Origin of the sequence: Pseudomonas sp. ICMP 8385 (assembly GCF_002699915.1) — a bacterium.
GTDB classification, from domain to species: Bacteria; Pseudomonadota; Gammaproteobacteria; order Pseudomonadales; family Pseudomonadaceae; genus Aquipseudomonas; species Aquipseudomonas gessardii.
In genome coordinates, this window is the sequence record NZ_LKBY01000157.1 from 16,776 (window position 1) to 38,238 (window position 21,463).

The window sequence follows — 21,463 nt, forward strand, 5'->3', positions numbered from 1 at the left end:
TTACAAGTGGCAGTAACCGGCCAGCTTAGCCTGAAACGCTACAGTGCAGGAGCCGGCTTACCTTCAGGTTTTTGCAGTGCCTGATCCATGGCTGTAATGCACTCGACCATCTGCTCCCGGCACTTCTCCATCAGCCGGGGCATGTCATCCATCGTCAAGCCTGCTGTAGGAATCGGCGCCAATGACCGGATCAAGATATCGCCACTGTTCCAGCGAGTGAGCTTCATCTGCTTCACATAGGTGCTGACGCACACCGGCACAATCGGCACACCGGCGGCAATCGCCATCTGGAACGCGCCTTTCTTGAATGGCAGCAACGACTCACCCAGGTTGCGGGTGCCTTCGGGAAACACCCAGATCGAGGTTTCTTCGTGTTGCAGGGTATGGGTGGTGGTCAGCATCGAGCGCCGTGCTTTTTGTGGGTTGCCCCGGTCAATCAACACATTGCCCGCGAGCCAGAACAACTGCCCGAACAGCGGCACCCACTTCAGGCTTTTCTTGCCGATACACACGGTGCGGTAGGGCACCACGTTGCCAAACACAAACAGATCATAGTTGGACTGATGGTTGGCGATGATCACGCAGCTGCTGGGTTTGTTGCGCAGCGAGTCCACTTGCGTCGTGACCCTTAGCCGCAGCAACCACATGGCGGGCAGGGCATACAGGCGGGCACAGAGCCGGCTGTTATCCGGGTTGAACGGCCGGCAGATCCCCAGCAGCACGCCGAGCACGCCCGCGATCATAAAATGCAGGCTCATCAATAACATGCGTAAACAATAGAGCATCGACACGGCCCATCGGGACAAAAGGTGGCGCAGTGTACGGATGTGCACTGTATTCGGCAATTACCCCTGTAGAGGTAGAAGATGAGCGATGTTTAAGTACATGTTTCAGAAGATGGAGACAGATGCCATCTAGAGCGGTTGCAAGGCGATTAAGAATTGGCTGTAAGAAAAAGCCCGACATAAAGTCGGGCTTGGATTGATGCCGGCTTGGGTGGCTTAGACCAAATGCTCCTGGTCCTGGATGATCGCGTTATCCAGCAACTCCAGCAGGGCCTTACGCACCTTCAGCTTGGTGTGCCTGTGGGCGTTCATATTGATCTTCTTCAACTGCCGCGCCACTTCCAGGGCCGCCGCTTGCAGCGCCTCGGGGGCTACCACCTTGTCGAGGAAACCGGCGTTCAACGCGTCCTGCGGGGTGAACATCTCGGCATTGATCACCGAACGATGAAACGCCGACTTACGCAGGCGATCACGCGCCAACTCAATCCCGGCATGGTGCATGGTCATGCCGATCATCACTTCATTCAGGCCGATGCTAAAGGGCCCCTCGACACCAATCCGGTAATCGGCCGACAGCAACAGGAACGCCCCTTTGGCCACTGCATGCCCAGGGCACGCCACAACCACCGGGAACGGGTGCGACAACAGACGGCGCGCCAGGGTCGAGCCCGATGTCACCAGGCTGACCGCCTCTTTCGGGCCGGCCGTCATCACCTTCAAGTCATAACCCCCCGACAGAATCCCCGGCGTACCGGTGATAATCACCACCGCCCGATCCTTCTCGGCCTGGTCCAGCGCTTCATTAAACGCACTGACCACAGCCGGTGAAATGGCATTGACCTTACCGTTGCTCAAGGTCAGGGTCGCGATACCGTCTTCGAGGTGGTAGGCAATCAACTCACTCATGACGCGATTCCTTGTAATACGTTTAATAGAAGGGCAGGCCGCAGACGTTACCCAGCATGACCGCCCCGGTAAAGCGCCATGACTGACTGGCCAGTCAGCCTTTTCCCAACCCGCCGGCCTGGAGCAGCCTACAACAGTACTTGCCAGCCACTCTGCACGCCTACCGACAAGCCTTGAGAATGGCACAATCGCCACCCTTCACCCCCTACCAGAGGGATGTGGGCCGAGATAACCGTCTAAGCGCATGAAAATTCTGAAAAAAACCTTTGCCATCGGAAAAGCTTTCGACTACATTAGCGCGCCTCGACAGACTGAATCAGTTTGACGAGATACGGTGAAGTGTCCGAGTGGCTTAAGGAGCACGCCTGGAAAGTGTGTATACAGGAAACTGTATCGAGAGTTCGAATCTCTCCTTCACCGCCACATTTTGAAAACGCAAACCCCTGATTTTCCTAGAGAAAGTCGGGGGTTTGTGGTTTTTGGTGTCTGAAAAATGGCCATGTGGGACAGATCGGGGGGCTCGTCTGCCGAAATGCCCCCTCCGCGCTCGCCGCTTTGCCTGAACTCGGTCAAGGGTGGGCGTTTTACAGAAAATAAATCTGTCCCCTTTCCCGCCGAGTATCGAAAAGATGCTCAACCAGCAGGGCTATCATCGAATCGCGCCGGTGGCCTGCTTCAATGAGTTGTTGGCCATGGTCGAAAGCGCTGTAGAGCCGTTTGATCTATTGGTCATCAACCGTGCCCTGGCCGCGGGTACGACGCTCAACCTGGATGATTTTTTCCGCCATTGCCCGGTTATCCGCCACACCCTGGTCTATGAAACCCCACCGATTGATGAGCAGGTGTTGATCGTTACACCAGGCTCGAAGGTGATCAAAAACCTGTCGCGGCCGCCTGACCGCCAGGCGATCAAAACCCTGATGCAGATGATTGATCCACAAAAGGGCAAGCCCGCTCGCCGTCCTTTACTGCTTGGAATGCGCTGAAAGGCTGAGCGTTATGTCTAGCAGCGAAGAGGCCTCCGCGATCCAGGCTACGAGCGCCTGACCAGGCGCGTATACACCGCACTATTGATCAGCAGGACCAGGGCGCCCAGGCCCAGTTGGATCTGTGGCGTCAGCCCCGCCGGATAGATCAGGGCAAGGATGTAGTGCTCGATAAAACCCGCGCCATAACCTTCTTGCCCGGCGAGGTGGCGCAGCAGGTTTTCCCAGCGGGTCAGGGGGCAGGGCAGGTGGAACACTTCAACGGCAACGCCCCAGGCCGCAGCGGGCAGGTGCAGCCACATGACCGGCCGCCACTTGAGGGCAAGCAGGCCCCCGAACAACACGAACAGGATAAAGCCTAGGTGGAACAACACCAGGGTGTCGGCGGCAAGTCGAAAGAGCATAGGAGCGATCGCGTCGGGTGAGGCTGTCAAGTGTGCTGGATGAGGCCGTCTGAAACCAGAGGTGGGCGGGTTGCGGTTGCTTGTAGGGCCGGGCCACCGTTATTGTGCTGAATCCTTTTAGTCATCTGCCACGGATCTGTTGTGATGAATGCACCGCGTACTGCTGTTGGCCCGATCAAGGCCGTGATTTTCGATATGGACGGGTTGTTGCTGGATACCGAAGGTATCTACACCGAAGTCACGCAGATCATCGCCGAACGTTATGGCCGCACGTATGACTGGGGTATCAAGCAGCACATCATTGGTCGTGGCGCCCAGGACCTGGCCGAGTATCTGGTCAAGGCGCTGGACTTGCCGATCACCCCCCAGGAGTTCCTGCGGATCCGCGAGCCGTTGATGAGCGAGCGTTTTCCCAAGGCCCTGGGCATGCCGGGCGCCGAGGCGTTGGTGCGGCATTTAAGTGCCCACGGTATCCCGATAGCCGTGGGCACCAGTTCGTCGCGCCATTCGTTTGGCCACAAGACCACGCTGCACCGTGAATGGTTTGGCCTGTTCGGTACCATTGTCACTGCCGACGACCCGGAGGTGGGCGCGGCCAAGCCTGCGCCGGACATCTTCCTCACCGCTGCCCGTCGCCTGGGCGTTGCACCCGAGGACTGCCTGGTGTTTGAAGACTCACCGTTTGGCGTGACTGCTGCCAAGGCCGCGAACATGACCGCCATTGCAGTGCCCGATGAAGCCATGGCCGACAGCAAGTACGCCCACGCCGACCAGATCATCCGCACACTCGCGGACTTCGACCTGGCTGCGTACGGTCTGCCGCCGATGCGCTAAATACACTGCGCACGTTGATAGCCAGGGGCAGGTCAAATTAAGGCTGAACTTGTTGCCTGCGGCTGTTCTAAGCTGATACGAGCCAACGGGGCTTGCCACTGTCGAGACGGATCATGTCTAAATCACGCGCTTTACTTGTATTTACCAGCTTGGCGTTGATCATCGGTTCTCCGGCGCTGCTGGCCGACCCCGGTAACGGCAATGGCAAGGACAAAGGCAGTGCCCATGGCAATAAGGGCGGCCAGGGTAACCAGGGGCAGGGGGGCGGCAAGAAAGGCGCAGGGGCCTCTTACAATAGCCCGCAAATTGATGTCGGCGGCGTGCGGGTGATCCTTGGCGACAACCGCGACTACTGGCGCGGCGGTTCGTCCCTGCCGCCGGGTATCCAGAAAAACCTGGCCCGTGGCAAACCCCTGCCACCGGGGATTGCCAAGAAACTCGATGGGCGCCTGTTGGGGCGCCTGCCCCATTACGATGGCTACGAATGGCAGCAGGCGGGCACGGACCTGATTCTGGTGACGATTGCCACCGGGATCATTTATGAAGTGCTCAATGACGTATTGAACTGATCGAGATCGGCGATTCAGCGTGCGAACCTGCCCGGCCAACCGATGATGGTCTTTGGCCGGGGGGCCGCATAGGTGCGTACCTTCGAGGTCGACAACCCCAGCCTCACCAATGATTCGGCCAGGGTCACGGCGGTGGTTACGCCATCCACCACCGGCACGCCGGTGCGTTGGCGGATCTGTTCATCCAGCCCGGCCATGCCGCCACAACCCAGGCAGATCACCTCGGCCTTGTCTTCGCGGATGGCCAGTTCGGCCTGGTGCACAATGGCTTCCATGGCTCGCAGCGGGTGCTCTTCGAGCTCCAGTACCGCCATGCCACTGGCCCGCACCGAGGCGCAGCGCTCATACAGCCCGGAGAGCTTGAGCCGGTCTTCGATCAGCGGCACCGTGCGATCCAGGGTAGTGACCACTGAGTACGCGTGGCCAAGGAACATCGCCGTGCTGGCGGCGGCGTCGGTAATGTCCACCACCGGCACGTTCAAGAGTTCCTGCAGGCCTTCGCGGCCATGTTCGCCATAACCGGCCTGGATCACTGCGTCGAACGGCTGGTCATAGGCCATTACCCGATCCATCACCGCAATGGCCGCCAGGTAGCTTTCAAAATTGCCCTCCACCGATTCGGCGCCGAAAAACGGGGTCAGCCCGACAATTTCAGTGCCCGCTGCTGCAACGCTGCGGGCCTGCTGGGCGATGGCCTCGGTGATGGATTCGGTGGTGTTGACGTTGACGATAAGAATGCGCATGAAGTGCTCCCGGCTCAATGACTGACGTTGTCGACGGCAATGGCTTCGCCACTTACGTCGGCATAGAACGGCTGGCGCCTGGCGAGCAACCGATACAACACCCCGGCAATGGCGGCGCCAAACAGCCAGGAGAACGGCGAGACGCTGGCAAACCCCGGCAACAGCGCGAGCAAAATGGCAATCACCGCCGCCGGGACAAACGCCGCCACCGCCCGCAGGTTGACCCCGCGGCTGTAGTAATAAGCGCCGTTGGGGTCTTCGCTATACAGCTGCGGCACGTCGATCCGGCCCTTACGGATCAGCCAGTAATCCACCATGATCACGCCATACAGCGGGCCCAGCAGTGCGCCCAGGCCGGAGAGGAAGTACACAATCACCAGCGGGCTGTTGTAGAGGTTCCAGGGCAGGATCAGCACTGCGAGGAACGCGCTGATCAGCCCAGCGCGCCGGAAGTTCAGGAGCCTGGGCGCCAGGTTGCTCAGTACAAAGGCCGGGGCAACGAAGTTGGCCATGATATTCACCGCCACGGTGACAATCAGGAACGCCAGGCAGCCCAGCACCAGGAAGAAGGTATTGGGGATGGCCGCAATGATTTGCGTGGGGCTTTCGATCACCTGGCCATTGAGTTGGAACTGCCCGCCGCACAACAGCACGGTGATGATCGCGAACAGCAGGATATTCACCGGCAGGCCCCAGAAGTTGCCGACCTTGATAGTCTTGCGGCACGGCGACGAACGGGCGAAGTCGCAGAAGTTGAGGATCAGGGTGCCGTAGATCGCCAGCCACAAGGCGCCGCCGGCAAAGATATTGCGCCACATCTCGCCACCGCTCAGGGGCTCGCGGATCGACCAGGCAATAGTGCCGCTGGCCTGGTAATACATCCAGCCGGCCAGCGCCGCAACAGTCAGCAGAATCACCGGGCCAGCAAAGCCTTCGTAGCGGCGGACCATTTCCATGCCGTAGGCCAGGATCACCAGTTGCACAAACCAGATGATCACAAAACATGCCCAGCCCAAGGTGGAGAGGCCGAGGATCGCGTTGTTGTCGTAGTCGGCAAACCCAGGGTGAATCGCCACCAACAGCACGCGGAAGACCACGGATGCGAGGTAGGTTTGAATCCCGAACCAGGCGATTGCGATCACAGCCCTGATCAGCGCGGGAATTTGCGCGCCATATATGCCGAAACTTATCCGGCTGATCACCGGAAACGGCACGCCGGTTTTCTGGCCCATATAGCCCGACAAGTTCATAAAGAAATACACCAGCGCCGCGCCGATCCCCAGGGATAACAGGATCTGCCAGGCACCCAGACCCAGGGCGTACAAGCCGATGGCGAAAGAGTAGTTGGCGATGTTGTGCACATCGTTGGTCCACAGGGCAAAGATGCTGTAGCCACCCCAGCGCCGGCCTTCGACCTTGGTGGGGGCCAGGTCCTTGTTATGCAGGCGGGGGCTGAGCACCAGCGGGCCAGGGAGGGGGGCCGTAGGTATGGAGGTGGAGGAGGGCAAATCCAGTGCGATGTTGTTGGAGAGACTTGTACGCATTCCGGCAGGCTCCTGGCATCTGCAGCGGGCGCGTGGTTCAAGGGCGCCTGGCATGCGGATACAAAGTGTATGAAGGTTGTTGTTGAAGTTGTATACAAAGACTTCAACTCCCTTAGCCACTTGTGTGCCAGGTTTTTATCTATCAAAAATTTGGCTAATTTCGTTTTTGCAGGCTTGATTAATAATTGACTGAATTTAAACAACTATAAATTGACCGTTTGAACAGGTATTTATTTTTTTGCGGGAATATAGGAATGGAAGATGTAGGAAGTTAGCAGAGGAGGGGTGTAACTTTTCGGTGCGAAATTTTTAAAGTGCACACAAAAATGGCACTGTTGGTTACGTTTGTGTGTACAAAATCATGATGCGCCGCAAACAAATGTGGGCGCGGGCTTGTGTGGGAGCGGGCTTGCCCGCGATGGCGGTGGATCAGTTAAATACATCTAATCTGACACCACAATCGCGAGCAAGCCCGCCCCCACACAAGCCCGTGTCGCCAGGTCAGGCCTTGCTGATGATATTGCCCGCATGCAGCCCGCATTCTTTCTGCGTTGCCTCTTCCCACCACCAGCGGCCTTCGCGCTCATGCTGGTTCGGCAGCACCGGACGGGTGCAAGGCTCGCAGCCGATGCTGATAAAACCGCGCTCGTGCAGGCTGTTGTACGGCAGCTCAAGCATGCGGATATAACCCCAGATCTCTTCGCTGGTCATTTGCGCCAGGGGGTTGAACTTGTAGAGGGTGCGCTCGGGCGTAGAGAAGGCACTATCGACTTCCAGGACCGCCACCTGGCTGCGGGTGCCGGGGCTCTGGTCGCGGCGCTGGCCGGTGGCCCAGGCGCGTACACCGGAGAGTTTGCGGCGCAGCGGTTCGATCTTGCGCACACCGCAGCATTCGCCATGGCCGTCCTTGTAGAAGCTGAACAGGCCCTTTTCCTTGACGAACGGTTCCAGCTTGCTCTGGTCTGGCGAGATCAGCTCGATATCGATCTTGTAGAAGTCGCGCACCTGCTCGATAAACCGGTAGGTCTCCGGGTGCAGGCGGCCCGTGTCGAGGCTGAAGACCTTGACGTTCTTGTTGAGCTTCCAGGCCATATCTACCAGCACCACGTCCTCGGCACCGCTGAAGGAAATCCACAGGTCATCGCCGAACTGGCTGAATGCCAGCTTGAGAATGTCCTGGGCGGACTTGTTGGCATAGGTCGCGGCGAGTTCAGCGACATCGAAGGCTTGGTTCATCAGGACGGTTCCTACAGGTCAGTGGCGCTGAGCGCTCTATAGGAGGGCGATGTTAACAAAATCTACTCTGCGTTGCGGCGGTCAGCGTGAATCGCTAGAGTTCGGCAGTCCTTTTGCTCGCTCAACTGAAAAAAAATCCAAATGGGAGTGTCTTGTGGAAATTGCCTGTCTCGACCTGGAAGGGGTGCTGGTTCCAGAAATCTGGATCGCCTTCGCTGAAAAAACCGGTATTGAATCCTTGCGGGCCACCACCCGGGACATTCCCGACTACGACGTACTGATGAAGCAGCGCCTGCGGATTCTCGACGAGCACGGCTTGAAACTGTCGGATATCCAGGAAGTGATTGCCACGCTCAAGCCGCTGGAGGGCGCCATCGAGTTCGTCGACTGGCTGCGCGAGCGCTTCCAGGTGGTGATCCTGTCCGACACTTTCTATGAGTTCTCCCAGCCGTTGATGCGCCAGCTGGGCTTTCCGACCCTGCTTTGCCACCGCCTGATTACCGATGAAAATGACCGGGTGGTGAGCTATCAACTGCGCCAGAAAGACCCCAAGCGCCAGTCGGTGCTGGCCTTCAAGACCTTGTACTACCGGGTAATCGCTGCAGGCGATTCCTACAACGACACCACCATGCTGGGGGAGGCGGATCGTGGGATTCTGTTCCATGCGCCGGAAAACGTGATTCGCGAGTTCCCGCAATTCCCGGCGGTGCATACCTTTGAGGATTTGAAGCGGGAGTTCATCAAGGCTTCAAATCGTTCCTTGAGCCTGTAAGTGATTTAGCGAGGCTGATTGCCTTATCGCGAGCAAGCTCGCTCCCACATTTTTGTTCTGCAAACACAGTCAAAAATGTGGGAGCGGGCCCCGCGATGAGGCCTTCAAGCCCCCTCAAACAACCGCTCATAAGGAATGCGCAAACCCTCGTGCAGGCGCTTGATCATGGCCAGGCTCAGCTTGCGCTTGTGGTTCAGCACTTCGGATACACGTCCGCTGGAACCGATAAAGGGTTCCAGGTCACGGGCCGTCAGGCCCAGTTGGTCCATGCGAAACTTGATTGCTTCCACCGGATCGGAAGGCGGCATGGGAAAGTGTTCGTCTTCGTATTTTTCGATCAGCAGCGCGAGGATTTCCAGCTCATCGCCTTGCGGCGAGCCGACTTCTGCCCCCCACAGTTGAGCCACGCGCGCCAGTGCGGCGGCCAGGTCTTCGGGGGTACGAATAGGTTTGATGTTCATTACACAGTCTCCGCGTTGATCTGGTCGTACTGGGCATGGGTGCCAACAAACCGTATGAAACCCAGTTGCCGCGGGTAGTCGATCGCCATGATCACTCGATATTTATTGCCACCGATATTGAACACTACCCTTCCACCTTTGAGGATGCTCGCGGTGCGAAGCTCCGCCTTCAGGTCTTGGGGGGTGTAAAAGGTGGACTTCTCCATATGGCGATACCATTCAACCAGTGGTGTTTTGGAGTCGGTGTAAGCCGGACGACTTTCCCAGAACTCCCTTAAGGCGGCTCTTGCGATCAGTCGCATCAATCAGGCCTCCCAATTTGGGAGATATTAGGTGTCGCTTCCTGGGTTTGCAACCCCTGACAGGGAGTGCGATGTGTAGGAAATGGACTTTGTTTCAACGGCGCAAGCGATAAAACGATAAAGGCAACAAGCAGTCGATCCATGTGATCCCTCACAGACGGCCTAGTGGAATACTGGAGCCAGACGCTATCCCTGCGCCCCAATACTGTCCATGGCCGTTCTGATTCAGGTTCTTTCCCTGGGAGGTCCGTTTACAGTCTTTCCAGTGTCTCCAGCAACACCCGCACCTTGGTCATCGACTCCTGATACTCCGCCTGCCACTCGGAGTCCGCGACAATCCCGCCGCCACCCCAGCAACAGACCTGGCCGTCCTTGACCAGCAGGCTGCGAATGGCGATGGAGCTGTCCATCTCGCCGCGCACGTCAAGGTATAGCAGCGAGCCGCAGTACAGCCCGCGCCGGGTCGGTTCCAGTTCGTCGATGATCTGCATGGCGCGGATCTTCGGTGCGCCGGTGATCGAGCCGCCGGGGAAGCTGCCGGCGATCAGGTCCAGGGCGTCTTTGTCGTCGGCCAGTTCGCCGGTGACGCTGCTGACCAGGTGATGCACGTTGGGGTAGCTTTCCAGGCTGAACAGCTCCGGCACCTTGACCGAGCCGGTGCGGCAGGTGCGGCCCAGGTCATTGCGCAGCAGATCGACGATCATCAGGTTCTCCGCGCGATCCTTGGGGCTGGCCAGGAGTTCGGCGGCGTTGGCTGCATCTTCTTCAGGTGTCAGCCCGCGAGGGCGGGTGCCCTTGATCGGGCGGGTTTCCACCTGGCGCTGGCTGATCCGCACGAAACGTTCTGGCGACAGGCTGACGACTGCGCCGTCATCCGGCAGGCTCTGAAAGCCCGAGAACGGCGTCGGGCAGGCGGCGCGCAGGGCGCAATAGGCGACCCAGGGATCGCCGTTGCAGGCCGCGCGAAAGCGTTGGGCGAAGTTGACCTGGTAGCAGTCACCGGCCTGGATGTAGTCCTGGATCCGGGCCAGGGCTTGTTCATAGGCGGCGGCGCTCAGGTCCGGGGTCATCCGGCTGTGCAGCTTGAAGCTGGCCGTGGGGTGAGCGGCAGGTTGGCTGAACAGGGCCAGCAGTCGCTGGCGTTCGCTTTCCGGCAGTTTGGGGTGGAACACCAATTGGCTGGTGTGTGCCTGGTGATCGCTGATCAGTGCCCAGGCGTACAGGCCAAAGCGTGCATCGGGCAGGCCGATGTCGTCGATGGCCTGATGGGGCAGTCGTTCCAGGTGACGGCCAAAATCGTAGCTCAGGTAGCCGATCAAGCCGCCGGCAAATGGCAGTTCATAAGGCGCGGGCAGGTTGGCCTCGCCCAGCAGCGTCAGGTTTTCCCGCAGTCGTTGCAAAAAGTCGCTACCGCTTTCGTCCGGCCACACCGCCAGCGTTGCTTCCGGCCAGGCGCTGAGCAGGTCATAACGGCCACGCTTGGCTGTCGGTCGGCCACTGTCCAGCAGCACGGCGCCAGGGGCATGGCGAATCGCCGCAAAATACTCGGCGGGGTTGGCATGGTAGGGCAGCGGGTGTACGGAGCAGGTCGACATGCGAGGGTGGATCAGCCATGGGCGCGGGGGAGGGGATTGTAGTCCCCTCAAGGATTTGCTCCTAGAGGGGATGTCGGGGATTGCTGGATGGAGGACGGGACCGGGTGTGGGGTTCAGCCTGCCACCGGCGGAATATGCCCAAACATTTCCTGGGCAAATTTCACCCGTTCTTCGGCCGTTTCCGTCACGCCCGCCGCCTTCAGTGCTTCAAGACGCGCCTCCACCGCATGGGTGCGCAAGGTCAGGCCGCAGTCGTTGGCGATCTGGATGTTCAGCCCGGGCCGGGCATTGAGCTCCAGGATCAGCGGGCCCTTTTCCTGGTCCAGCACCATGTCCACGCCGATATACCCCAGCCCGCACAGCTCATAGCAGCCGGCGGCGAGTTTCATGAAGCCGTCCCAGTTGGGCAGTTGCACGCCGTCCACCGCGTTGGTGGTGTCGGGGTGCTTGGTGATGATGTTGTTCAGCCAGGTGCCGCGCAGGGTCAGGCCGGTGGCCAGGTCCACGCCCACGCCAATCGCGCCCTGGTGCAGGTTGGCCTTGCCGCCGGACTGGCGGGTCGGCAAGCGCAGCATGGCCATCACCGGGTAGCCCATCAGCACGATGATGCGGATATCCGGCACGCCTTCGTAGCTGATGCTCTTGAAGATCTGGTCGGGCACCACCCGGTACTCGATCAGTGCGCGGTCACGGTGGCCGCCCAGGGAATACAGGCCGGTGAGGATGCTGGAGATCTGGTGCTCGATTTCCTCATGGCTGATGATTTTGCCGGACACCGTGCGATAGCGCCCTTCAAAGCGGTCGGCGATCACCAGGATGCCGTCGCCGCCGGCGCCCTGGGCCGGCTTGATCACGAAGTCGCTGCGGCCACCGATGATTTCGTCGAGCTTGTCGATTTCTTTCTCGGTGGAAATGATCCCGTACATCTCCGGCACATGGATCCCGGCCGCAATTGCCCGCTCCTTGGTGATGATTTTGTCATCGACAATCGGATACAGGCTGCGCTTGTTGTACTTGAGCACGTAGTCGGCATTACGCCGGTTGATGCCCATGATGCCCCGCGCTTGGAGGGCTTTCCAGGTCTTCCAGAACCCGAACATTACGAATCAGCCTTGAGGAAGGCCTTGAAACGCACCAGCTCGGTCAGGCGGTAGCCACGATAGCGCCCCATGGCCAGCATAAAGCCCACCAGGATCAACAGGATCGCCGGGAAGGTGAACACGAAGTAGATCAGCTCCGGCACGCTCATGATGATGTGGGCCAGGGACGCGGCGAACAAGGTGCCGATCGCGACTTTCATCGCATGGCCGCCACCGCGTTCTTCCCAGGTAATGGACAGGCGTTCGATGGTCATGGTCAGGATCACCATCGGGAACAGCGCCACCGACAGGCCGCGTTCCAGGCCCAGCTTGTGGCTGAACAGGCTGATGGCGGCGATCAGCACCACGACGAAGGTCAGCACCACCGACAACCGCGGCAGCATCTGCAGCTTCAAGTGCTCCAGGTAGGACCTAAGGGACAGCCCGAGCGCCGTAATCACCGTGAACAGCACAATGCCAAAGCCCAGTTGGGTCTCGCGAAATGCCAGGGCGATCAACACCGGGGTGAACGTGCCCAGGGTCTGCAGGCCGATCAGGTTGCGCAGGATCAGGATCACCAGCACGCCAATCGGGATCATCACCATGATCATGAAGGTCTGCTGGGTTTGCAGCGGCAGGCCGTAGAGCGAGTATTCGAGGAAGTTGGCGTCGGTGTTCTCGTCCGTCAGCTTGGCCAGGCGGATCGCGTTCATCTCGCTGTTGTTCAGGCTGAAGGTCACGGCGGCTTTCTTGCCGCCATCGACGGTGATCAGGTTTTCATCGCCGGTCCACCACAGCAGGCGGTCGGAGGGTAGGCCCTGTTCGCCGGTTTCCGGGTTGAAGTACAGCCAGTCGTTGCCATTGAAGCTACGCAGCCACAGCTCCGGGGTTTGCGGCTGGTCGGCCACCAGGCGCAGGGTGTGGACTTTTTCTACCGGCACATGGGCAATGGACAGCAGCAGTTCGACGATCTTGGCCTTGTGCGGCGTGGACGGGTCGCCCGCCAGCAGCAGCTTGACGTTGTCGTCGTTGAGGTTGTTGGTGCGCTTGATGGCTTCGCTGATAAAGGTCTCGACGTCGGCCGAGTGCTGGCGGATCGGCGCCAGCAGGGCCTCGGCGGCGACTTTTTCCGGGCCTTCCACGGCGATGCTGTCGCGGAAGGTCGGGCCCTTGACCTTGAGCTTTTCGCCGCTGTAGCGCTTGGTCAGCACCAGGCGGTAGTAGAGGGTCTGGTTGCCCTTGGCGCGGCGGGCCGACCAGGTGACCTTGCGGTTGCCGTCGATGCGGTTGACGCTCACCCCGTAGTTATTGGAGATAAAGCTCTCATTGAGGCTGACAAAGTCGCGGCTCAGGGGCGGCACGAACATCTGGACTTTCACCGGGTCCTTGGCGTTGGCCACGAACTCGACCTTGGCGTCGATGTTCCACAGGTCGTCAGTGGCGTCTTCGGTCACCGGGATGCCGAGGACGAGGATCTGATAGGCCGTGACCGAAATGCCCAGTACCACCAGGACGGCGATCAAAATCTTCAGGTGCATAGTAAGAGAGCGCATTGGAATTACTCGGCGGTATGAGCGTCGGTGGCGCAGGCAGGTTTGCCCGCTGCGTATTTAAGACTGGGGTCGACCAGCGCATCAAAGCGTTTCAAGGCTTCGGAGCCGATCAGCAGCGGGTATTGGAAGGCGCTGCGGTCAGTCAAGTTCACTTCGATGCTGCGTAAAGCGGTGCCCATGCAGATCTCCAGGGCGATCACCGGACGGGCGGTGTAGTTCTTGTCCTCATCGGGGTCGTAGTCACCGGCGCGGCGCTTGATCTTGCTGACGCGGGCCAGGGGGCGCTCGATGGGGTGCGAATGGGCGGTATCGATGGCCAGGTAGAAACGCACCCAGGATTCACCATTGCGCTTGAAGCGCTTGATATCCCGGGCGCTCAGGGACGCGGTCTTGGCGCCGGTGTCGAGCTTGGCGGCGACTTCCAGGTCAATGCCCGCCAGCTTGGCGTATTCATTGAGGCCATACACGGTCTTCTCGGCAGCGAGGCCAAGGCCCGGAAGCAACAGTAGGCAGAACAATAGGGGGAAGGGCTTGAGTCTCATAAATCCTGAGGCGGTGCAGTGCGATGTTTGATTCAAGGCGACTGGCATTACTGCGCAAGCTCCCTCGTGCGCCTTTTCATCAAGAGATGTCAGGCAAATGCGGCGGGCATTCTAACATGAAGGTTATCTGGCGCCAGCGCTGGCAGCCGGCCATGCCCTAATAGGCATAAGCTGGGTTATTAGACGATTGTCGACAATGTGCATTTATTCTTTGACTATCCTGGGCGTATTGGCTAGTTTTTGCGGCATTGCTTTTAAAGGTGTCGACAATCATGCTGGATCAGCTGGAAATTCCGGTAGCAGGGCAGGACGATTCCCAAACGATGTCCGAGAACGTTTTCCGTCGTATCCAGGCCGCCATCGTCAAGGGCGAGATTGCCCCCGGCAGCAAGATTTCGGAGCCGGAGCTGGCGCGCACCTACGGCATCAGCCGTGGCCCGTTGCGCGAGGCGATCCACCGCCTGGAAGGCCAGCGCCTGCTGGTGCGCGTGCCCCATGTCGGCGCGCGGGTGGTGTCCCTGAGCGAAGCTGAGCTGGTGGAACTCTACGAAATCCGCGAGTCCCTCGAAGGCATGGCCTGCCGCCTGGCCGCCGAGCGCATGACTGACGAAGAAATCGAGGAACTACGCCAGGTCCTGCACACCCATGAGCGCGATGCCGCGTTCCAGGCCGGTGTTGGCTACTACCAGCAGGAAGGCGACTTCGACTTTCATTACCGGATCATCCAGGGCGCGCGTAACCGCACCTTGACCCAGATGTTGTGTGGCGAGCTGTATCAACTGGTGCGCATGTACCGCATCCAGTTCTCCGCCACCCCCAATCGTCCACGCCAGGCATTTGCCGAGCATCACCGCATTCTGGACGCGATTGCCGATCGCGACGGTGAACTGGCCGAGCTGTTGATGCGCCGCCATATCGGCGCGTCCAAACGCAATATCGCCCGTCACTTCCCCGACGGCGCCCCCTCGAGAGGTGAGTCATGAGTTCCTATAAAAACAGCACCCCAGGCCAGCGTTTCCGTGATGCGGTCGCCAGCGAACACCCCCTGCAAGTGGTCGGCGCGATCAACGCCAACCACGCGCTGCTGGCCAAGCGCGCCGGTTTCAAGGCGATTTACCTGTCTGGTGGCGGGGTCGCCGCGGGCTCCCTGGGCGTGCCGGACCTGGGCATCACCGGCCTGGATGATGTGCTGACCGATGTGCGCCGTATCACCGATGTGTGCGACCTGCCGCTGCTGGTGGACGTGGACACCGGTTTCGGCTCCTCGGCGTTCAACGTGGCGCGCACCGTCAAGTCGATGATCAAGTTCGGCGCCGCCGCGATCCATATCGAGGACCAGGTGGGCGCCAAGCGCTGCGGCCATCGTCCGAACAAAGAGATTGTGTCCCAGCAGGAAATGGTCGACCGCATCAAGGCCGCCGTGGATGCCCGCACCGATGACAGCTTCGTGATCATGGCGCGCACCGACGCCCTGGCCGTGGAAGGCCTGGAGTCGGCCCTGGAACGTGCCGCCGCGTGCATCGAGGCGGGCGCCGACATGGTGTTCCCGGAAGCCATCACCGAGCTTGAGATGTACAAGCTGTTCGCTTCACGAGTCAAAGCCCCGATCTTGGCCAATATCACGGAATTCGGCGCGACCCCGCTGTACACCACCGAACAGTTGAAATCTGCCGATGTTTCCATCGTGCTGTACCCGCTGTCGGCGTTCCGCGCCATGAACAAGGCCGCCGAGAATGTCTACACCGCGATCCGTCGCGACGGCACCCAACAGAACGTGATCGACACCATGCAAACCCGCATGGAGCTTTACGATCGCATCGACTACCACACCTTCGAGCAGAAGCTCGACGCGCTGTTCGCCGCCAAGAAATAAGCGCAGCGCCTCCCAGATAACTACAAAATTGGAGAAGAACCATGGCTGAAGCAAAAGTACTGAGTGGCGCCGGCCTGCGTGGCCAGGTGGCCGGGCAGACAGAATTGTCCACCGTGGGCCAGGCCGGTGCCGGCCTGACCTATCGCGGCTACGACGTGCGTGAACTGGCTGCCGATGCGCAGTTTGAAGAAGTCGCCTACCTGCTGTTGTACGGCGAATTGCCGAGCAAGGCCGAGCTGGCGGCCTATAGCGCCAAGCTGAGCAAGCTGCGTGACCTGCCCCAGGCGCTCAAGGAAGTGCTGGAGCGCATCCCCGCCGACGCCCACCCGATGGACGTGATGCGCACCGGTTGCTCGTTCCTGGGCAATATCGAGCCGGAACAAGACTTCAGCGTGCAACGCGATGTCACCGACCGCCTGCTGGCCGCCTTCCCGGCGATCATGTGCTACTGGTATCGCTTCAGCCATGACGGCCAGCGCATCGACTGCGTGACCGACGAGCCGAGCATCGGTGGGCATTTCCTGCACCTGCTGCATGGCAAGAAGCCGAGCCAGCTGCATGAAAAAGTCATGAACGTGTCGCTGATCCTCTACGCCGAGCACGAATTCAACGCCTCGACCTTCACCGCTCGTGTGTGTGCCTCGACCCTGTCCGACCTGTATTCCTGCGTCACCGCCGCCATCGGTTCGCTGCGCGGCCCGCTGCATGGCGGCGCCAACGAAGCGGCGATGGAAATGATCGAGCGTTTCTCCTCGGCCGAAGAGGCCGTAAAAGGCACCCTTGGCATGCTGGCGCGCAAGGACAAGATCATGGGCTTTGGCCACGCGATCTATAAAGACAACGACCCGCGCAATGAAGTGATCAAGGGCTGGTCGAAAAAACTCGCTGATGAAGTGGGCGACAAGGTGCTGTTCCCGGTCTCCGAAGCCATCGACAAGACCATGTGGGAACAGAAGAAACTGTTCCCCAACGCTGACTTCTACCATGCCTCGGCGTACCACTTCATGGGCATCCCGACCAAACTGTTCACCCCGATCTTCGTCTGCTCGCGCCTCACCGGCTGGGCGGCGCATGTGTTTGAGCAGCGTGCCAACAACCGCATCATCCGTCCAAGCGCCGAGTACATCGGCGTCGAACAGCGCAAGTTCGTGCCAATCGAACGTCGCTGAGTGGGATGAGCCGAGCACACTGGCGATTGTGCTTCTCTGTGGGAGCGGGCTTGCCCGCGATGACTGACTGTCAGCCAGCATCCCTGTCGGCTGACATACCGCTATCGCGGGCAAGCCCGCTCCCACAAAAAAGCCAGGCCAGTGTCGACAGTTCGCCCTGTGAACCTACCGTGACCGAGTCCTGACGATGAACACTGAATTTCGCAAACCGCTCCCCGGCAGCCGCCTGGATTACTTCGACGCCCGTGCGGCGGTCGAGGCCATCACCCCCGGTGCCTACGCCACGCTGCCTTACACCTCCCGCGTGCTCGCCGAGAACCTGGTGCGTCGCTGCGATCCGGCGACCCTCAACGCTTCCCTGAGCCAGTTGATCGAACGCAAGCGCGACCTCGATTTCCCGTGGTTCCCGGCCCGTGTGGTGTGCCATGACATCCTTGGCCAGACCGCCCTGGTAGACCTCGCCGGCCTGCGTGACGCCATCGCCCTGCAAGGCGGCGACCCGGCCCAGGTCAACCCGGTGGTGCCGACCCAACTGATCGTCGACCACTCCCTGGCCGTCGAGGCCGGTGGTTTCGACCCACAGGCCTTCGAGAAAAACCGCGCCATCGAAGACCGCCGCAACGAAGACCGTTTCCACTTTATCGAGTGGACCAAAAAGGCTTTCAAAAACGTCGATGTGATCCCGCCGGGCAACGGCATCATGCACCAGATCAACCTGGAGAAAATGTCCCCGGTGATCCAGGTGCGTGACGGCGTGGCCTTCCCGGATACCTGCGTCGGCACCGACAGCCACACCCCCCACGTCGACGCCCTGGGCGTGATCGCCATCGGCGTCGGCGGCCTGGAAGCCGAGAGCGTGATGCTTGGCCGCGCGTCGTGGATGCGCCTGCCGGAAAGCGTGGGTGTCGAGCTGACGGGCAAGCTGCAGCCGGGCATCACCGCCACCGATATGGTGCTGGCCCTGACCGAGTTCCTGCGCCAGCAGAAAGTCGTCGGTGCCTGGCTGGAGTTCTTCGGCGAGGGCGCCTCGGCCCTGACCCTGGGCGACCGCGCCACCATCTCCAACATGGCCCCGGAATATGGCGCCACGGCGGCGATGTTCTATATCGACGCACAGACCATTGCCTACCTCAAGCTCACCGGGCGCGAAGACGCACAAGTTGCCCTGGTCGAGCAGTACGCCCGGCACACCGGCCTGTGGGCCGATGACCTCAAGGGTGCGCAATACGAGCGTGGCTTGAGCTTCAACCTGTCCAGCGTCGTGCGCAATATGGCCGGCCCCAGCAACCCGCACGCCCGTGTGGCCACCAGCGACCTAGCGGCCAAGGGCATTTCCGGGCAATGGGACAACGTACCGGGGCAAATGCCTGATGGCGCGGTGATCATCGCCGCCATTACCAGCTGCACCAACACCAGCAACCCGCGCAACGTGATCGCTGCCGGCCTGCTGGCGCGCAATGCCAACCAGCTCGGGCTGGCCCGCAAGCCGTGGGTCAAGTCGTCCCTGGCCCCGGGCTCGAAAACCGTGGCCATGTACCTCGACGAAGCCGGGCTGACCAGCGAACTGGAGCAGTTGGGCTTTGGCGTTGTCGCCTTTGCCTGCACCACCTGCAACGGCATGTCCGGTGCACTCGACCCGGTGATCCAGCAGGAAATCATCGACCGCGACCTGTACGCCACCGCCGTGCTCTCGGGTAACCGTAACTTCGACGGGCGCATCCACCCGTACGCCAAGCAAGCGTTCCTGGCCTCGCCACCGCTGGTGGTGGCCTACGCGATTGCCGGCACTATCCGTTTCGATATCGAAAAGGATGTGCTGGGCCTGGACGCGACCGGCAAGGAAATCCGCTTGAAGGACATCTGGCCGAGCGACGAGGAAATCGACGCGGTGGTCAAGGCGTCGGTCAAGCCTGAGCAGTTCCGCCAGGTCTATATCCCAATGTTCGCCATCCATGAAGACACCGGTCCGAAAGTCGCGCCGCTGTACGACTGGCGCCCGCAGAGCACCTACATCCGCCGCCCGCCGTACTGGGAAGGCGCCCTGGCCGGCGCGCGTCCGCTCAAGGGCATGCGCCCGCTGGCGGTGCTGCCGGACAACATCACCACCGACCACCTGTCGCCGTCCAACGCCATCATGCTCGATAGCGCCGCCGGCGAATACCTGGCGAAAATGGGCTTGCCGGAAGTCGACTTCAACTCCTATGCAACCCACCGCGGCGACCACTTGACCGCCCAGCGTGCGACCTTTGCCAACCCCAAGCTGTTCAATGAAATGGTCCAGGAAAACGGCAAGGTCAAGCAGGGCTCCCTGGCGCGCATCGAGCCGGAAGGCCAGGTCACGCGGATGTGGGAAGCCATCGAAACCTACATGGAGCGCAAGCAGCCGCTGATCATCATTGCCGGCGCCGACTATGGCCAGGGTTCGTCCCGCGACTGGGCGGCCAAGGGCGTACGCCTGGCCGGTGTGGAAGCGATTGCCGCCGAAGGCTTCGAGCGCATCCATCGCACCAACCTGGTCGGCATGGGCGTGTTGCCCCTGGAGTTTTTGCCGGGCACCGACCGCAAGACCCTGCAGATCGATGGCAGCGAAACCTATGACGTGCTCGGCGAGCGTACCCCGCGTGCGCAGTTGACCCTGGTGATCAACCGCAAGACTGGCGAACGTGTCGAAGTGCCGGTGACCTGCCGCCTGGACACCGCCGAAGAAGTGTCGATCTACGAGGCGGGCGGCGTATTGCAACGTTTTGCCCAGGACTTCCTGGAATCGGCGACGACCGCCTGAAGAGGTAAACCATGGCACATGCAGCGCAAATCAAAATCCCTGCCACGTACATGCGTGGCGGCACCAGCAAGGGCGTGTTTTTCAGCCTCAAGGACCTGCCCGAAGCGGCGCAGGTGCCGGGTGCTGCCCGCGATGCCTTGCTGTTGCGGGTGATCGGCAGCCCCGACCCCTATGACAAACAGATCGATGGCATGGGCGGCGCCACGTCCAGCACCAGCAAGACCGTGATCCTCGCCAAGAGCACCCGCGCGGATCACGATGTGGACTACCTGTTTGGCCAGGTGTCCATCGACAAGCCCTTTGTCGACTGGAGTGGCAACTGCGGCAACCTGTCGGCGGCGGTCGGCGCGTTCGCCATCAGCGCCGGCCTGGTGGATCCCGGCCGCATCCCCCAGAACGGCGTGGCCGTAGTGCGGGTGTGGCAGGCGAATATCGGCAAGACCATCATCGCCCATGTGCCGATCACCGACGGCGCGGTGCAGGAAACCGGCGACTTCGAGCTGGATGGCGTGACCTTCCCGGCGGCCGAAGTGCAACTGGAGTTCCTCGACCCGGCAGCCGAAGAAGAGGGCGGCGGTGGTTCGATGTTCCCCACCGGCAACCTGATCGACGACCTGCAAGTGCCGGGTGTCGGCACCTTCAAGGCAACGCTGATCAACGCGGGGATCCCGACGATTTTTATCAACGCGCAAGACCTCGGCTACACCGGCACCGAGCTGCAAGGCGCGATCAATGGCGATCCCAAAGCCCTGGCGATGTTCGAGACCGTGCGCGCCCATGGCGCATTGCGCATGGGCCTGATCAAACACCTGGACGAAGCGGCCCAGCGCCAGCACACACCGAAGCTGGCGTTCGTGGCCAAGCCTGCGGATTACCTGGCTTCCAGCGGCAAGGCGATCAAGGCCGGTGATGTTGACCTGCTGGTGCGGGCGCTGTCCATGGGCAAGCTGCACCACGCGATGATGGGCACGGCGGCGGTGGCGATTGGCACGGCGGCGGCGATTTCCGGGACTTTGGTCAACCTCGCGGCGGGCGGCGTGCAACGCAATGCCGTGCGGTTCGGGCATCCGTCCGGCACCTTGCGTGTGGGCGCTGAAGCCAGCCAGGTCAACGGCGAATGGGTAGTGAAAAAGGCCATCATGAGCCGCAGTGCGCGGGTCTTGATGGAAGGCTACGTGCGCGTCCCCGGCGACTGATCGTTCCCACGCTCCGCGTGGTAACGCATCCGGTGACGCTCTGCGTCACCATTGGACGCAGAGCGTCCCAAGCGGCATTCCCACGCAGAGCGTGGGAACGATCAAGTTAGAGCAGGCGTAAGACCTGCCACA

21 protein-coding genes and 1 tRNA gene are annotated in these 21,463 nt (G+C 60.6%); 10 read left to right on the forward strand and 12 right to left on the reverse strand.

Features of this window, described 5'->3' with window-relative positions; translation table 11 throughout:
- Positions 1-38: 38 nt before the first annotated feature.
- The gene (locus tag AO268_RS30105; RefSeq protein WP_099170727.1) at positions 39-785 is read right to left on the reverse strand and encodes a lysophospholipid acyltransferase family protein; all 747 of its coding nucleotides are present in this window, start codon (positions 783-785) and stop codon (positions 39-41) included.
- A 216-nt stretch (positions 786-1,001) separates the two neighbouring features.
- A complete protein-coding gene (locus tag AO268_RS30110) occupies positions 1,002-1,691 on the reverse strand; it encodes a crotonase/enoyl-CoA hydratase family protein (protein ID WP_076961168.1) in 690 nt (229 codons plus the stop codon).
- 333 nt (positions 1,692-2,024) lie between these two features.
- Between AO268_RS30110 and AO268_RS30115 the strand changes: the two genes are divergently transcribed.
- Both AO268_RS30115 and AO268_RS30120 read left to right on the forward strand, forming a co-directional pair.
- Positions 2,025-2,114: transfer RNA gene (locus AO268_RS30115), tRNA-Ser, on the forward strand.
- A gap of 206 nt (positions 2,115-2,320) precedes the next feature.
- Entirely contained in the window at positions 2,321-2,677 is a 357-nt protein-coding gene (locus tag AO268_RS30120; RefSeq protein WP_099170728.1) for a chemotaxis protein CheY, read from the forward strand.
- A 47-nt stretch (positions 2,678-2,724) separates the two neighbouring features.
- On the opposite strand, the gene AO268_RS30125 is transcribed toward AO268_RS30120, so the two are convergent.
- Positions 2,725-3,081 carry a DUF2784 domain-containing protein gene (locus AO268_RS30125; RefSeq protein WP_099170729.1) on the reverse strand — a complete coding sequence of 119 codons (357 nt, stop codon included), beginning with the start codon at positions 3,079-3,081 and terminating at the stop codon, positions 2,725-2,727.
- A gap of 144 nt (positions 3,082-3,225) precedes the next feature.
- Between AO268_RS30125 and AO268_RS30130 the strand changes: the two genes are divergently transcribed.
- Both AO268_RS30130 and AO268_RS30135 read left to right on the forward strand, forming a co-directional pair.
- Positions 3,226-3,915, forward strand: a complete 690-nt coding sequence (locus AO268_RS30130) for an HAD-IA family hydrolase (protein WP_099170730.1) — start codon at positions 3,226-3,228, stop codon at positions 3,913-3,915.
- Between the two features lie 113 nt (positions 3,916-4,028).
- On the forward strand, positions 4,029-4,484 hold the full coding sequence (locus AO268_RS30135; RefSeq protein ID WP_076961171.1) for an anti-virulence regulator CigR family protein: 456 nt from the start codon (positions 4,029-4,031) through the stop codon (positions 4,482-4,484).
- Positions 4,485-4,498: 14 nt separating this feature from the next.
- On the opposite strand, the gene AO268_RS30140 is transcribed toward AO268_RS30135, so the two are convergent.
- The 3 genes from AO268_RS30140 to AO268_RS30150 form a co-directional block, all read right to left on the reverse strand.
- Positions 4,499-5,227 carry an aspartate/glutamate racemase family protein gene (locus AO268_RS30140; RefSeq protein WP_099170731.1) on the reverse strand — a complete coding sequence of 243 codons (729 nt, stop codon included), beginning with the start codon at positions 5,225-5,227 and terminating at the stop codon, positions 4,499-4,501.
- A gap of 14 nt (positions 5,228-5,241) precedes the next feature.
- On the reverse strand, positions 5,242-6,771 hold the full coding sequence (locus tag AO268_RS30145; protein ID WP_099170732.1) for an NCS1 family nucleobase:cation symporter-1: 1,530 nt from the start codon (positions 6,769-6,771) through the stop codon (positions 5,242-5,244).
- Positions 6,772-7,272: 501 nt separating this feature from the next.
- Positions 7,273-8,007 carry a phosphoadenylyl-sulfate reductase gene (locus AO268_RS30150; protein ID WP_099170733.1) on the reverse strand — a complete coding sequence of 245 codons (735 nt, stop codon included), beginning with the start codon at positions 8,005-8,007 and terminating at the stop codon, positions 7,273-7,275.
- A gap of 154 nt (positions 8,008-8,161) precedes the next feature.
- On the opposite strand from AO268_RS30150, the gene thrH reads away from it, so the two are divergent.
- The gene (thrH, locus tag AO268_RS30155; RefSeq protein ID WP_029298307.1) at positions 8,162-8,779 is read left to right on the forward strand and encodes a bifunctional phosphoserine phosphatase/homoserine phosphotransferase ThrH; all 618 of its coding nucleotides are present in this window, start codon (positions 8,162-8,164) and stop codon (positions 8,777-8,779) included.
- Between the two features lie 104 nt (positions 8,780-8,883).
- On the opposite strand, the gene AO268_RS30160 is transcribed toward thrH, so the two are convergent.
- The 6 genes from AO268_RS30160 to rloA form a co-directional block, all read right to left on the reverse strand.
- Positions 8,884-9,240, reverse strand: coding sequence for a helix-turn-helix domain-containing protein (locus AO268_RS30160; RefSeq protein WP_076961174.1), 357 nt, complete (start codon positions 9,238-9,240; stop codon positions 8,884-8,886).
- Positions 9,240-9,542 carry a type II toxin-antitoxin system HigB family toxin gene (locus AO268_RS30165; RefSeq protein WP_076961175.1) on the reverse strand — a complete coding sequence of 101 codons (303 nt, stop codon included), beginning with the start codon at positions 9,540-9,542 and terminating at the stop codon, positions 9,240-9,242. Before AO268_RS30165 ends, AO268_RS30160 begins: the two co-directional genes overlap by 1 nt.
- A 251-nt stretch (positions 9,543-9,793) precedes the next feature.
- Complete coding sequence (gene pabB, locus AO268_RS30170; RefSeq protein ID WP_099170734.1) at positions 9,794-11,137, reverse strand: aminodeoxychorismate synthase component I; 1,344 nt, start codon at positions 11,135-11,137, stop codon at positions 9,794-9,796.
- Between the two features lie 113 nt (positions 11,138-11,250).
- Positions 11,251-12,237 (reverse strand): alpha-L-glutamate ligase-like protein, encoded by a 987-nt coding sequence (locus AO268_RS30175; protein WP_076961177.1) that lies wholly within the window; start codon positions 12,235-12,237, stop codon positions 11,251-11,253.
- Positions 12,237-13,769, reverse strand: coding sequence for an osmotic stress tolerance membrane protein RloB (gene rloB / locus AO268_RS30180; protein WP_076961178.1), 1,533 nt, complete (start codon positions 13,767-13,769; stop codon positions 12,237-12,239). Before rloB ends, AO268_RS30175 begins: the two co-directional genes overlap by 1 nt.
- Before the next feature lie 5 nt (positions 13,770-13,774).
- Positions 13,775-14,311 (reverse strand): retropepsin-like aspartic peptidase RloA, encoded by a 537-nt coding sequence (gene rloA / locus AO268_RS30185; RefSeq protein ID WP_076961179.1) that lies wholly within the window; start codon positions 14,309-14,311, stop codon positions 13,775-13,777.
- Positions 14,312-14,583: 272 nt separating this feature from the next.
- Between rloA and AO268_RS30190 the strand changes: the two genes are divergently transcribed.
- The 5 genes from AO268_RS30190 to prpF all read left to right on the forward strand — a co-directional run bounded on the left by AO268_RS30190 (position 14,584) and on the right by prpF (position 21,331).
- Positions 14,584-15,294 (forward strand): GntR family transcriptional regulator, encoded by a 711-nt coding sequence (locus AO268_RS30190; RefSeq protein ID WP_076961180.1) that lies wholly within the window; start codon positions 14,584-14,586, stop codon positions 15,292-15,294.
- Complete coding sequence (gene prpB, locus AO268_RS30195; RefSeq protein WP_029298299.1) at positions 15,291-16,184, forward strand: methylisocitrate lyase; 894 nt, start codon at positions 15,291-15,293, stop codon at positions 16,182-16,184. Before AO268_RS30190 ends, prpB begins: the two co-directional genes overlap by 4 nt.
- Positions 16,185-16,225: 41 nt before the next feature.
- Positions 16,226-17,353: a bifunctional 2-methylcitrate synthase/citrate synthase gene (gene prpC, locus AO268_RS30200; protein WP_076961181.1), complete on the forward strand. Its 1,128-nt coding sequence runs from the start codon at positions 16,226-16,228 to the stop codon at positions 17,351-17,353.
- A gap of 187 nt (positions 17,354-17,540) precedes the next feature.
- The gene (acnD, locus tag AO268_RS30205) at positions 17,541-20,135 is read left to right on the forward strand and encodes a Fe/S-dependent 2-methylisocitrate dehydratase AcnD (protein WP_099170735.1); all 2,595 of its coding nucleotides are present in this window, start codon (positions 17,541-17,543) and stop codon (positions 20,133-20,135) included.
- Between the two features lie 11 nt (positions 20,136-20,146).
- Positions 20,147-21,331: a 2-methylaconitate cis-trans isomerase PrpF gene (prpF, locus tag AO268_RS30210; RefSeq protein WP_076961183.1), complete on the forward strand. Its 1,185-nt coding sequence runs from the start codon at positions 20,147-20,149 to the stop codon at positions 21,329-21,331.
- Positions 21,332-21,463 lie beyond the last annotated feature (132 nt).